General features: G+C 33.0%; 11 protein-coding genes. 8 read left to right on the top strand and 3 right to left on the bottom strand.

Annotation, left to right across the window (positions count from 1 at the left end):
• Positions 1 to 102 precede the first annotated feature (102 nt).
• A complete protein-coding gene (locus EYY60_RS03020) occupies positions 103 to 783 on the bottom strand; it encodes a DUF4294 domain-containing protein (RefSeq protein ID WP_132987920.1) in 681 nt (226 codons plus the stop codon).
• An 81-nt stretch (positions 784 to 864) separates the two neighbouring features.
• On the opposite strand from EYY60_RS03020, the gene EYY60_RS03015 reads away from it, so the two are divergent.
• The 7 genes from EYY60_RS03015 (at position 865) to EYY60_RS02985 (ending at position 10,297) form a co-directional block, all read left to right on the top strand.
• On the top strand, positions 865 to 1,953 hold the full coding sequence (locus tag EYY60_RS03015; protein WP_132987919.1) for a M42 family metallopeptidase: 1,089 nt from the start codon (positions 865 to 867) through the stop codon (positions 1,951 to 1,953).
• A 57-nt stretch (positions 1,954 to 2,010) separates the two neighbouring features.
• On the top strand, positions 2,011 to 2,691 hold the full coding sequence (locus EYY60_RS03010) for a response regulator transcription factor (RefSeq protein ID WP_132987918.1): 681 nt from the start codon (positions 2,011 to 2,013) through the stop codon (positions 2,689 to 2,691).
• Entirely contained in the window at positions 2,688 to 4,046 is a 1,359-nt protein-coding gene (locus tag EYY60_RS03005) for a sensor histidine kinase (RefSeq protein ID WP_132987917.1), read from the top strand. The genes EYY60_RS03010 and EYY60_RS03005 overlap by 4 nt, the downstream gene beginning before the upstream one ends.
• A gap of 87 nt (positions 4,047 to 4,133) precedes the next feature.
• Positions 4,134 to 5,381 (top strand): TolC family protein, encoded by a 1,248-nt coding sequence (locus EYY60_RS03000; RefSeq protein WP_132987916.1) that lies wholly within the window; start codon positions 4,134 to 4,136, stop codon positions 5,379 to 5,381.
• A gap of 12 nt (positions 5,382 to 5,393) precedes the next feature.
• Positions 5,394 to 6,479, top strand: a complete 1,086-nt coding sequence (locus EYY60_RS02995; protein ID WP_132987915.1) for an efflux RND transporter periplasmic adaptor subunit — start codon at positions 5,394 to 5,396, stop codon at positions 6,477 to 6,479.
• Between the two features lie 4 nt (positions 6,480 to 6,483).
• Positions 6,484 to 9,582, top strand: coding sequence for an efflux RND transporter permease subunit (locus tag EYY60_RS02990; protein ID WP_132987914.1), 3,099 nt, complete (start codon positions 6,484 to 6,486; stop codon positions 9,580 to 9,582).
• Between the two features lie 112 nt (positions 9,583 to 9,694).
• Complete coding sequence (locus EYY60_RS02985) at positions 9,695 to 10,297, top strand: DUF2238 domain-containing protein (RefSeq protein WP_132987913.1); 603 nt, start codon at positions 9,695 to 9,697, stop codon at positions 10,295 to 10,297.
• 88 nt (positions 10,298 to 10,385) lie between these two features.
• Here EYY60_RS02985 and EYY60_RS02980 read toward each other — a convergent pair whose 3' ends face one another.
• Positions 10,386 to 10,769, bottom strand: coding sequence for an ankyrin repeat domain-containing protein (locus tag EYY60_RS02980; protein ID WP_132987912.1), 384 nt, complete (start codon positions 10,767 to 10,769; stop codon positions 10,386 to 10,388).
• Positions 10,770 to 11,141: 372 nt separating this feature from the next.
• Between EYY60_RS02980 and EYY60_RS02975 the strand changes: the two genes are divergently transcribed.
• Positions 11,142 to 11,681: an SRPBCC family protein gene (locus EYY60_RS02975; RefSeq protein ID WP_132987911.1), complete on the top strand. Its 540-nt coding sequence runs from the start codon at positions 11,142 to 11,144 to the stop codon at positions 11,679 to 11,681.
• Between the two features lie 78 nt (positions 11,682 to 11,759).
• Here EYY60_RS02975 and EYY60_RS02970 read toward each other — a convergent pair whose 3' ends face one another.
• Positions 11,760 to 12,890: a glycoside hydrolase family 26 protein gene (locus EYY60_RS02970; protein ID WP_132987910.1), complete on the bottom strand. Its 1,131-nt coding sequence runs from the start codon at positions 12,888 to 12,890 to the stop codon at positions 11,760 to 11,762.
• Positions 12,891 to 12,896 lie beyond the last annotated feature (6 nt).

Here is a 12,896-nt window from a genome sequence, read left to right as displayed (position 1 = left end):
CTCTACTTGTATAATAGTCATATCCTCAAAAGCAAACCCGACAAGTTTTGAAAACCTGTCGGGTTGAATTATTAAATTTATATTATAAATAACTGTTTTCTACTATTGATTAGCTGGAGCTTTCGCTTTTTCCTCCCATTTTTTCATTAGATCATCGTAATCAATAGGATTCGCCGCTTTTTGATTGACTAATCGGCCGGACTCGAAGGCTCTTTGAAGAATGGTTTCTATTAAATAGTCTTCATTGACTTCATAGGGATTGTATTCTTTCTTTAAACTAATATCAAATAAATTGGCAGTAGTATTAGAAACAAACGCTTTGAAACCACTTTTTAAGGTCTTTATTAAATCATAAGTAGTAATTCCTGTTTGACGATGCACAAGCTTCACAAGAATCTGTCCTTGTTTTCGGGAAAGCTTCTTAAGTCTGTCTTCAAATTCATTATTGAGATAATCTTCTACGATTTTAAAATATTTCTTTTTCTCACGATTTGAATTCAAACGCGCCATACCTTTATTTAATGCTGTCAATCTATCAGCCGCTAATTTTGCATAAGGATATACTTTATAAACTCTGTTTTGAAGAATCAAAAATTGTTTTTGTGCTTCGGGATCGAGTTTTTCTTTTGTAATGATGATTTCAGGCAATTCAATTGTATCGCCTAAAATAGAATCTTTTTCTGTCAGCACATAACCCATTTGCTGGTTTTCTTTTGGGGTAACCTGAGCATAACTTGAAAATGAAAACAATAGAAAGAATAAAAGAATACTGGTAAATCTCATTGAGTCTTAATTTAAATGTAAAATTATATATTTATATACAACTCTAATACCAAATTTATAAATTAGCAAAAAAATATTTTTATGAGTTCAAATTCTATCTTAAAAGATACTTCAATTGCTTTCTTGGAAAGCTACCTAAATAACGCCTCACCTACTGGATATGAAAGCGAAGGGCAAAAACTTTGGATGCAATATTTAAAACCTTATGTTGATACCTTTATCACCGACACTTATGGGACTGCAGTTGGAGTCATTAATCCTGATGCGCCTTTTAAAGTGGTGATTGAAGGCCACGCTGATGAAATTTCGTGGTTTGTAAATTATATTACAGATGATGGACTTATATATGTAATAAGAAATGGTGGCTCTGATCACCAAATTGCTCCTTCAAAAAGAGTCAACATACATACCAAAAAAGGAATTGTAAAAGGTGTTTTTGGCTGGCCTGCTATACATACACGTTTACGTGATAAAGAAGAGGCGCCAAAACTGAGCAATATCTTTATTGATTTAGGATGTGAAACAAAAGAGCAAGTTGAAGAAAAAGGAGTCCATGTTGGCTGTGTTATTACTTATCCGGATGAATTCATGATTCTGAATGAGAATAAATTTGTTTGCCGTGCAATTGACAACAGAATGGGTGGTTTTATGATTGCTGAAGTTGCGAGACTTTTACACGAAAACAAAAAAAAGCTTCCGTTTGGATTATACATCGTAAATTCAGTTCAAGAAGAAATTGGTTTACGCGGTGCCGAGATGATTGCACAAACTATTAAGCCAAATGTTGCCATTATAACAGATGTCTGCCATGATACCAATACGCCAATGATCGACAAAAAGGTTGAAGGCGATCTAAAAATGGGAAAAGGTCCTGTAATTGCTTATGCACCAGCTGTTCAAAATAAATTACGCGATTTGATTGTTGATACTGCTGAAGAAAAGAAAATTCCTTTTCAGCGAAACGCAACATCAAATGCAACAGGAACAGACACTGATGCTTTTGCATACAGCAACGGTGGCGTGGCTTCGGCGCTGATTTCGTTACCTTTACGATATATGCACACAACTGTAGAAATGGTTCAGAAAGAAGATGTTGAAAATGTGATTCAGCTTATTTATGAATCATTGTTGAAAATTGAAAACAACGAAACTTTCTCTTATTTTAAATAATATATCTGATAAATTAGGCTGTTTCTTCGAACAGCCTAATTTACAAACAAACTATATATGAAAATTTTACTGCTCGAGGACGATTTTACTTTATCTAAAGAAATATCCACATTCTTTACTTCGAAGAACTTCGAGTGCATTCCCTATTATGATGGAGGATTATTATTGAAAAAATATATTCCAAGCGAATATGATTTAATTATACTTGATATTAATGTTCCTGGCAAAAATGGTTTTGATGTTTGCAAAACCATTCGAGAAACCGATAAAAAAACGCCAATTATTATGCTTACCGCCTTTAGCGAAATTGATGATAAATTGACTGCTTTTGAAAATGGTGCTGATGATTACCTTGTAAAGCCTTTTCACTTTGAGGAATTATATGCGCGTATTTTATCTCTTTTAAGGCGAAAAGAGATTCCGCAACAAACTGAAGAAAAGATTTTAATTGAGGATTTAGAAATCTTTGAAGAAGAAATGAAAGTTTTTCGATCTGGCGAAGAAATCAAACTAACCCCAAAAGAATTTAAATTGATTCTGATTTTGGCTCATGCCAAAGGAAAAGTCTTGTCTAAACAATTTATTGCAGAAAAACTCTGGGATTATCATATCGAAACCAACCAAAATACAATTGAGGTCTATATAAACTTTCTTCGGAAGAAAATAGATAAAGATCACGAAATAAAACTAATCAGAACAAAAGTTGGATACGGATATTATTTAAGCAACCAAGAATGACATTAAAAAACAGAATATCACTTTTAGTAAGTTTACTTTTTACAATTCTTTTTGGATTGGCTTCTACCGTGATATTTGTTTTGTATTCTAATTTCAGGAAAGAAGAATTTCGCGATCGTTTACAAATAAAAGCGCTTTCAAACATCAAGCTTTTGGTAAATGTAAAGGAAGTTGACGAACAGCTTTTGAAAATTATCGACCAAAATTCTATCAATAAATTATATGACGAAAAGACTTTGGTTTTTGATTCTCATTTTAAACTGATTTATAGCAGTATTGATGATGCAAAAATAAATTGGTCTGTTGAAGATTTAAAATACCTTAAAAAACACAAAACCTTTTTCAAGCAACAAGGCAATTATGAAGTATATGGTGTTTTTTACGATACAAAAGACCGGGATTTTTATGCCCTAATTTCAGCGAAAGACGATTATGGAAATCGAAAACTTCTTTTTCTTCGTTATACTTTAATCGTATCGTATATCTTTTTTACATGTATTTGTTGGGTTTTGACTTCGTTTATGGTCAAAAAAGCAATGAATCCTTTGAATATATTTCATCAAAAAATAAAAAATATAAATGAAAATAATCTTGATACGCGTGTCGAATCCAAAAGCAATACAAATGAAATTGATTTGATTGCAAATGAATTCAATTTTATGATGGATCGAATTGAGATTTCCTATCAAAAACAAAAAGAGTTTACCGCAAATGCGTCTCACGAGTTAAGAACGCCTTTGTCCCGAATTACATCACAAATTGAAAATGTTGCTGCAGATCCAGCAACATCAGAGAAAGGAAAATCTTTCTTAAAAGTAATTTTATCAGATGTCAATCAATTAACCGAATTAATCAACTCCTTATTAATTCTTTCCAAAATTGATTCGAACAATCATGAAAATAAAGAAGTTCATCGAATGGACGAGATTTTATTTTCGGCTATTGAAAATTTAAATAAAAGTTTTCCTGATTTCGTCATTCTTTTTGAAATGGAGGAAAGCGACAATCTAGATTTTGCATTAGAAGTCAAAGGAAATAAAAATCTTTTAGAAATTGCTGTGAGCAATGTTTTAAAAAATGCGTGTGTTTATTCAGATAATAAACAAGCCAAAGTTGTAATTGGAACCCAAAACGACCATCTTGTTCTTTCAATTTCTAACACAGGAAATACACTCACTGAAAAAGAACAGCAAAATCTTTTTCAACCTTTTATGCGAGGAAAAAATGCCAAAGGAACTTCAGGTTTCGGACTAGGGCTACGCATCGTACAGCGCATTCTAACACTACACAACTCAACCATAACTTACAGTGTACCAGAAGAAAACACAAATTTATTTCAACTTTTCTTTCATTAATATTCTTTTTTAAGGTATTTTTAAGGTAGAATTTAAGGTCTCTTAAAGTCTGCCGATAGCATATTTGTACAACTTAAAATTGATACAATGAAAAAACTGTATGCACTATTCCTGCTTGCATTATTCAATCAGGCAGTAATGGCTCAAAAAACAGTCACCCTTCAAGACTGTGAAAGCCAATTTCTTAAAAACAATCTTTTTCTGCTGGCATCACAATACAATATTGATGCTTCAAAAGCATTGACCATTCAGGCAAAAATTTGGGATAATCCGACTATATCGGCAGAATTAAATGCTTATAATCCGGACGCCAACAAATATTTTGACATTGGAAAAGAAGGCCAAAAATCATTTGGTATTGAGCAATTAATTTATTTAGGCGGAAAAAAGCGCAACGAAGTCAAATTAGCTCAAACTAACGAACAATTGGCAGAATTACAGTTTAATGATCTTTTAAGGACGCTAAAACTTCAGCTTCGAAAAAGCTTCTATACTGTTTATTACAATACAAAAAGTCTCGAAACAACAGATCAACAACTTGCTCATATTGAGAATTTGATCAACTCCTACTCTGTTCAAGCTCAAAAAGGAAATATTCCTTTAAAAGATGTTGTTCGCTTGCAATCGCTGTATCTCAATTTTAAGAACGAAAGAATGGAAGTCGTAAACGACAATATCGAAGAACAAAGCAATTTAAGATTACTACTTAATTCTACTGAAAATGTAGTTCCAGACGTTTCTAAAGAAGAATTCAGCAAATATTTGAAAACTATCGATTTTGACTTAAAATCATTGCAAGATCAAGCAATTGCAAACAGACCAGATTACTTGGCTAAACAAAAAGAAATTGATGCCAATGCTCTAAACGTGAAATGGCAAAAATCACTTTCAATTCCTGATCTTACATTAGGCGCAAATTATGATCAACGTGGCGGTGCATTCAATAAAGAAGCAAATGTATCCCTTGGAATTCCGTTGCCACTTTGGAACAAAAATAAAGGGAACATCAAATATGCTCAAACTATCTTAGAACAATCTAAAATTGAAAAGCAAAATTTTGATTTGCAGTTGCAAAACGAAATCACATCGGCTTGGAATAAATGGGATGAATCTCGTAAAAATTATTCGGTTATTAAACCAACTGTAAATGCCGATTTTGAAGCAGTTTACAACGGAATGCTGACCAATTTTCAAAAACGAAACGTAAGCTTATTAGAATTTACAGATTTTATGGAAAGTTATAATCAAGCAACAATTCTAGTTAATGAATTGAAGAAAAAGCTCGCAATTTCAGGCGAAGAATTAAATAGTACAATCAACAAAGACTTATTCTAAAAATATACAAAGATGAAATATAAACTAATCATAGGAATTGCAATTGTAAGTCTGTCACTGGCAAGCTGCAAAAAAGAGGTAGAAAACCCGCAAACAAACTCTTCTTTTGCATTAAGTGATGCAATGCTAAAAACAACTTCGACAGCTGTAGCACAAACACAACCAGTAAAAAATGAATTAAATTTTTACGGAAAAATTACAGCCGATAATAATAAAATGATAGACGTTTATCCTTTGGTTGGAGGAAACGTAATCAAAGTAAATGTCGAGCTTGGAGATTATGTCAAAAAAGGACAAGTTCTAGCTACTATCAGAAGTACAGATATTGCTGATTTTGAAAAACAATCACTAGATGCAAAAAGTGATTTATTGGTAGCCAAAAATAATTTGAAGGTCGCACAGGAATTATTTGATGGAAAATTAAATTCTGAAAGTGATGTTCTTCAAGCAAAATCTGAAGTAAATAAAGCTCAGACACAATTGAGTAAAATTCAGGAAACTTACAAAATCTACAACATTAAAGCAGGTTCTATTTATGAAGTTACCGCGCCAATAAGTGGTTTTATTATTCAAAAAAGTATTAATCAAGATATGCTTTTAAGAAATGACCGTTCTGAAAATATCTTTGATATTGCTGAAATAAGTGAAGTTTGGGCAATGGCAAACATCAACGAAATGGATATTAATAAAGTAAAGCTTGGAATTGATGCCGATGTCACTACTTTAAGTTACCCTGACAAAGTTTTCAGAGGAAAAGTAGACAAAATTTTCAATGTTATCGATCCAGAAACCAAAGCAATGCAGGCCAGAATCAAATTGCAGAATTCTGATTACTTGTTAAAGCCAGATATGAATGCAAACATCAAATTAACATTCAAAGAAGACAAATCAATGATTGCCATTCCAAGCGAAGCAATCGTATTTGACAAAAGCAAAAACTTTGTAATGATTTTTAAAGATCGCAACAATATTGAAACCAGACAAGTTGATGTTTATCGAGTTGTTGGAAAAACGACCTACATATCAAGTGGCTTAAAAGAAAACGAAAAAGTCATTACCAACAATCAGTTATTTATTTACCGCGCCTTAAACGAATAAAAAAATGAACAAATTCATTAGAAATATAATTGCTTTTTCACTTAAGAATAAAGCATTCACCTTTTTTTGGGTGGGATTATTGGCCGTTGCTGGATTTATTTCGTTCAAAAATATGCCAATTGACGCCTTCCCTGATGTGACCAATACTCAAATTATCATCATTACACAATGGAATGGGAAAAGTGCTGAAGAAGTAGAGCGTTTCGTAACTTCTCCTATCGAGATTTCTATGAACTCAGTTCAAAAAAAGACAAGCGTACGCAGTATTACCATGTTTGGACTGTCAGTAATCAAAATCATTTTTGATGACGGTGTCGATGATACTTTTGCGCGTTTACAAGTAAACAATTTATTAAAAAACGTTTCGCTTCCTGATGATGTCGAGCCAGATGTTCAACCTCCTTATGGACCTACGGGAGAAATTTTCAGATATATTGTAAAAAGCGACAGCCGTGATAGCCGAGAATTATTGACGTATCAAAATTGGGTTATCGACAAACAATTGCGTGCCGTTCCTGGTGTAGCAGATTTAAACGTTTTTGGAGGTCAAACTAAAACTTACGAAGTTGGTGTTGATCCAATAAAACTTGCTAAATACAACATTACACCTTTACAAGTTTACAATGCTGTAAATGGCGGAAATTTAAATGTTGGTGGTGATATTATTGAAAAAAATGGACAAGCATTTGTTGTACGAGGCGTCGGGCTTTTAAAATCAATTCCTGATATTGAAAATATTATTGTTGACGATGCTGGAGGAAATCCGATTTTAGTAAAAAATGTCGCATCAGTTTATGAAAGCGCAATGCCGAGAGTTGGTCAAACCGGAATTGGCAAAAATGATGATGCTGTCGAAGGAATCATTGTAATGCGAAAAGGTGAAAATGCACAAGAAACGCTGGCATTAATAAAAGACAAAATAAAAGACTTGAATGAAAATATTCTTCCAAAGGATATTAAAATCGAAACCTTTTATGATCGTGATAATTTAATGAATTTCACGACTGAAACCGTAATGCATAATTTATTTGAAGGAATTATTCTGGTTACATGCGTCGTGTTTTTATTCATGGCCGATTGGCGAACTACCTTTACCGTTTCCATCGTTATTCCGCTTTCGCTATTGTTTGCATTCTTATGCCTAAAAATGATGGGGATGAGTGCCAACTTATTGAGTTTAGGTGCGGTCGATTTTGGGATTATTATTGATGGCGCCGTTGTTATGGTTGAAGGATTATTTGTCGTACTCGATCATCGCGCGCATCAATTAGGAATGGAAAAATACAATAAAATTGCCAAAGGAAGCTTGATCAAGAAAACTGGAACTGAAATGGGAAAAGCCATTTTCTTTTCTAAATTAATCATCATCACTGCTTTATTACCCATATTTTCATTCCAGAAAGTTGAAGGAAAAATGTTCTCTCCTCTCGCCTATACTTTAGGATTTGCCTTGATGGGAGCATTGCTTTTCACATTGACACTAGTACCTGTTTTATCTCATATTTTATTAAATAAAAATGTAAAAGAAAAACACAACCCATTTGTGAATTTCTGGGACAGAATTGTAGGGAAAGGATTTGCGTGGACATTCAAGCATAAATCAAAAACATTGGTTGCTTCCATAGCGATTCTTGCATCTGTATTCTTTTCGGCAACTTTTTTAGGAACAGAATTTCTTCCACAATTAAATGAAGGCGCGCTATGGGTTACTGCCGAATTGCCTATGAGCACCTCTCTTCCTGAAAGTGTGCAGACTGCGGCGGTGATTAGAAAAGATTTGGAAAGTTTTCCGGAAGTTAAAAAAGTGCTTTCGCAAACGGGGCGAAGCAATGACGGAACAGATCCAAACGGATTTGGATTTATTCAGCTGCAAGTTGATTTGAAACCAAAATCTGAATGGACGCGAAAAATTTCAATGGATGATTTGATCAATGAAATGGATCAAAAGCTAAAAGTACACCAAGGAATTACCTATAATTATTCGCAACCTGTTATTGACAACGTAGCCGAATCTGTTGCGGGTTTCAAAGCTTCAAATGCTGTAAAAATTTATGGTGATGATCTTGACAAATTAGACGAATTGTCAAACGAAGTTTTAGACAAAATCAAAAATATTCCTGGTATTAAAGATGTCGGAATTCTTCGAAATGTTGGACAGCCGGAAATAAGTGTAATTTTAGATCGAGAAAAAATGGCTGCTTATGGCGTCACTTTAAGCGATGCGCAGGCCGTTTTAGAATTGGCTTTTGGAGGAAAAACTGCAACAGAAAAATATGAAGACGAGAAAAAATTTGACGTAAGAGTTCGTTTTCTAAAAGAATATCGTAAAGATGAAGTCGATTTAGCCGAATTGAAAGTTCCAACCATTAGTGGCGTTAAAATTCCGTTGAAAGAAATCTGCGATCTTAAAACAATAACCGGACCTGCATTTATTTACAGAGATAATACAAAACGTTTTATTGGAGTAAAATTCTCTGTTCGTGATCGAGATTTAGGAAGCACGATTGCTGAGGCTCAATCAAAAGTAAATGAATTAAAATTGCCGACAGGTTATACAACTGGCTGGACAGGAGAATTTGAAAATCAGGTTCGCGCCAGCGCTCGTTTGGCTCAAGTTGTGCCAATCAGTTTAATTGGAATATTTGTCTTGTTATTTATTTTATTTGGAAATATCAAAGATTCACTGCTTGTTTTAGCCAATGTTCCGTTTGCGGTTATTGGAGGAATTATTGCATTGCATATTACGGGAATGAATTTCGGAATCTCTGCTGGTGTAGGTTTTATAGCCTTGTTAGGAATTTGTATCCAAAATGGGGTAATCCTAATTTCAGAATTTCATCATAATCTAAAGGCAAAATTCACACTCGAAGAATCCATTTTTATGGGCGTAAAAGCAAGAACAAGAGCGGTAGTAATGACAGCATTGATGGCTTCTATAGGTTTAATGCCGGCAGCAATTTCAACAGGAATTGGTTCTGAGTCACAAAAACCGTTAGCTATTGTAATTATAGGTGGTTTGGTTACAGCAACAATTTTAACATTATTGGTTTTCCCAATTATTTTCTGGGTTTTCAACCGCAAGAAAAATGTTCCAATTGAATAAAACTTAAAACAACTTAATTCAGCGGAAAAGCATCATTAATTTTTAATGGTGCTTTTTTTGTTTTCATTCCGTTTTAGTTTAATATCTTGCATGACATCTTATAAAATAAATTATGAAATATATCTATTTTTTGATTTCAATTTTTTCGATTTCCTTATTGGCTTCAGTTATAAATCCAAAAGAAGCTTTTACCTGTTTTCTTGAAATTATTCCAGCAATAATTGGCTTTTTAATTTTAGCATTTACTTTCAAAAAATTTAGATTTACCAATTTCACTTATACATTAATTCTAATACATTGCATTATTTTGTTTGTCGGCGGACATTATACTTATGCCGAAGTTCCGTTATTTGATTATATAAGAGAAGTTTTTCATCAAAGCCGAAATAATTATGATAAAGTGGGACATTTTGCGCAAGGTTTTGTTCCTGCCATGATTATTAGAGAACTTTTTATCCGAAAAGAAGTTATCAGTAATCAAAGCTTTTTCAACTTTATTATCGTAAGTATCTGTCTGGCAATTAGTGCCACTTATGAATTTATTGAATGGTTTGTTTCCCTGGCAACTGGCGATGGCGGAGATGCTTTTTTAGGGACTCAGGGTTATGTTTGGGATACACAATCGGACATGCTCTTTGCAACTATCGGTGCAATTTCAGCTTTGATTGTATTTTCCCGAATTCAGGATAAGAAAATTCAGAAAATCAATTTTTGAAATTCGGGACATTGTAAAAATAAAAAACGGCCCTCTGCTCAAGGAAGGCCGTTCATTATACTAACTCTCAAACTAGATTTAAACTGTATTATTTTAAATCTTTTAAAATTGCAATTGCTTCAGTTGCATTTGATAATTGCGCATATTTTAATGCTGTAAAACCTTGCTCATTTTTGTCCTCAGGACGAGCACCATTTTCTAATAAAACTTTGATAATCTCAACTTTATTGTATCTCGCTGCGATCATCAAAGGCGTCATATCCTCTGATTGCTCATTTACATTGGCTCCATAAGCGATAAATTTTTTCACTACTTCCAAATCTCCTTTACTTACAGCTACATGCAATGGCGCTGAAAAGTTTCTAGAAACTGCGATTTTTGGATTTCCAACTAATGATACGTGGTTTGCTGCCATTGAAACATTTGCAAAAGCTACTAAAGCTACTCCTAAAATAATTACTGACTTTTTCATGTTGATTGATTGTTAAATTGATTGATTATTGATGATTTTTAATTTCGATGTAAAGGTAATTCATTTTTATGTATTATGTATAACAAAGTACCTTGTTTTAACTAATTCTTAACATTCAATTAATATAAGCGCTTAAAATCAAACTGAACGTTACTAATTTGCTTTCTTAATAGACGCATAAAAAGTCAATATGTTACAGTTCAAATTAAAAAAAATATAAAAAATCTTATAAATATTTTTAATTACTATACTTTAAGATCAAGCAAAGTGAATTTTATACCTCTCAAAATCAACACATAACACTTTAAATTGCTGGATTTTATGTATATTTAGAAAACAAAAAGCATCTCTAACCTTAAAACCAAAAAAATTATGAAAATCATCAAAAAAATTTTACTTGTTATTGTTATAATTGTCGCTATTGTGTTTATAGCTGCTTTTTTTATGCCTAAAAATTACGCTGTAGAAAGAGAGATAACTATAAATAAACCAGTTGATTCTGTCTTTAATTATGTTCGATCTTTAAAAAATCAAAATGAATTTAGCGTATGGGCAAATATGGATCCTAAAATGAAATCTACTTTTTCTGGTACTGATGGCCAAGTAGGATCAATATCGGCATGGGAAAGTAAAGTGAAAGAAGTTGGTGCCGGTGAACAGGAAATCACCAAAATAACAGAAGGAGAACGAATTGACTTTGCGTTACGTTTCAAAGAACCAATGAATGACACCGCAGAAGGTTTTATGTCGACGGAAACCGCTCCAGGAAATAAAACAAAAGTAAAATGGGGAATCAATGGTGTTATGCCTTATCCTTGGAATGTCATGCTTCCATTTATGAAAATGGATGAAATGATTGGCAATGATTTGCAAAAAGGGTTGGAAAACTTGAAAGCAAAAATGGAAAAGTAAAATTAAATAGTCACAGATTTATGAAATAAAGAGATTCTAAAAATCTTTTCAAATCTATAAATCTGTGGCTTCTAAACTTTAATTGAATTTCTTTTTATAAATATTTTTCAAATCTTTCTCAAACAAAGTAAAAGGATCGTCATAAAATTTGATAAAATCTGGCGTACTAAGCTGTCCGGGAAATGGCGCATAATAATGCGTTGGACTTGTACTGTCGTTTCTCCAAACTAAAACATAAGCCAATTCTAAATTTTGAGATTTCAATGTTTTTAGCAAAATTTCTGTCCACCATTTTTCATTTGGAATAGATTCTAGACCTGTTTCTGTAAAAGCGGCCAATCTTTCTTTTTTGATCGCCAAATCTGAAATTATCTTAAGCCTCTTTACTCCTGCTTCAAGATTATATTTTCCATCTCGCCCAAAATCGGCGTAATCATCCATTCCAAATAGATCCACAAAATTATCTCCAGGATAACGTTCCAAATATTCTTCTTCAGAATTAAATTTTACATCTGGAGAAAATGCATAAAGAAAATTATGGACATCTAAAGTATCTCTCAAATACGAAACCGTAAATTGCCAAACTGAAACAAAATCTTCACGAGAAGTATATTTTTTCCCCCACCAAAACCAATCTCCATCAAATTCATGAAAAGGTCTAAAAATCATTGGTGTCAAAGTTCCATCTTTGGCTTTAACCGAATGCGCAAAATCAGCAATTGTTTTTAGAATTTCTTTGTATTGTTCGTGATGTGAACCACCAGGTTTAATCAATTTCATTGCAGGCGAAGAAATAGAATCTTTCCAATAAAATCCATTTCCTGAAACAGGATTATTAAAATGCCATGAAACAGTTGTAACTCCGCCGCGTTCATACGTAGCAATAACATTTTTTCTGAGTTTCTCTTTCGCGCTCTCAATTACCTCCTTTGAACGTCCAGAGAAATCACTAAAATCAACTCCAACAACCGCAGGATGCGAACCTGCAACCGATTTTACATCTGACTTATTCGGTTCATCTTTCCAGCCATGCCCGTATTCAGTTGCATGTTGATGTCCAAAAAGAATATGTTTTTTAGAAATTAATTTTAGATTTTGATATAAAACTTTGGTTTCTTTTGTTGCATCTTGATCAATTTGGGCAAAAAGAAAATGCCCAACTGTCATGAAAATGAACAGAAAGGCATTTTTTGTATCTCTAAATTTCATGGTTTA

The sequence above is a fragment of the Flavobacterium zhairuonense genome (genome assembly GCF_004352915.1).
Classification (GTDB): domain Bacteria; phylum Bacteroidota; class Bacteroidia; order Flavobacteriales; family Flavobacteriaceae; genus Flavobacterium; species Flavobacterium zhairuonense.
The sequence above is the reverse complement of the archived record's forward strand: the minus strand, read 5'-3'. Positions and strand labels throughout refer to the sequence as shown.

What these genes read in the sequence shown, in the direction of transcription:
- EYY60_RS03010 (WP_132987918.1), top strand. Translation starts at nt 2,011, where the DNA reads ATGAAAATTTTACTGCTCGAGGACGATTTTACTTTATCTAAAGAAATA.
- EYY60_RS02975 (WP_132987911.1), top strand. Translation starts at nt 11,142, where the DNA reads ATGAAAATCATCAAAAAAATTTTACTTGTTATTGTTATAATTGTCGCT.
- EYY60_RS02990 (WP_132987914.1), top strand. Translation starts at nt 6,484, where the DNA reads ATGAACAAATTCATTAGAAATATAATTGCTTTTTCACTTAAGAATAAA.
- EYY60_RS03005 (WP_132987917.1), top strand. Translation starts at nt 2,688, where the DNA reads ATGACATTAAAAAACAGAATATCACTTTTAGTAAGTTTACTTTTTACA.
- EYY60_RS02995 (WP_132987915.1), top strand. Translation starts at nt 5,394, where the DNA reads ATGAAATATAAACTAATCATAGGAATTGCAATTGTAAGTCTGTCACTG.
- EYY60_RS02970 (WP_132987910.1), bottom strand. Translation starts at nt 12,890, where the DNA reads ATGAAATTTAGAGATACAAAAAATGCCTTTCTGTTCATTTTCATGACA.
- EYY60_RS03000 (WP_132987916.1), top strand. Translation starts at nt 4,134, where the DNA reads ATGAAAAAACTGTATGCACTATTCCTGCTTGCATTATTCAATCAGGCA.
- EYY60_RS02985 (WP_132987913.1), top strand. Translation starts at nt 9,695, where the DNA reads ATGAAATATATCTATTTTTTGATTTCAATTTTTTCGATTTCCTTATTG.
- EYY60_RS03015 (WP_132987919.1), top strand. Translation starts at nt 865, where the DNA reads ATGAGTTCAAATTCTATCTTAAAAGATACTTCAATTGCTTTCTTGGAA.
- EYY60_RS03020 (WP_132987920.1), bottom strand. Translation starts at nt 783, where the DNA reads ATGAGATTTACCAGTATTCTTTTATTCTTTCTATTGTTTTCATTTTCA.
- EYY60_RS02980 (WP_132987912.1), bottom strand. Translation starts at nt 10,769, where the DNA reads ATGAAAAAGTCAGTAATTATTTTAGGAGTAGCTTTAGTAGCTTTTGCA.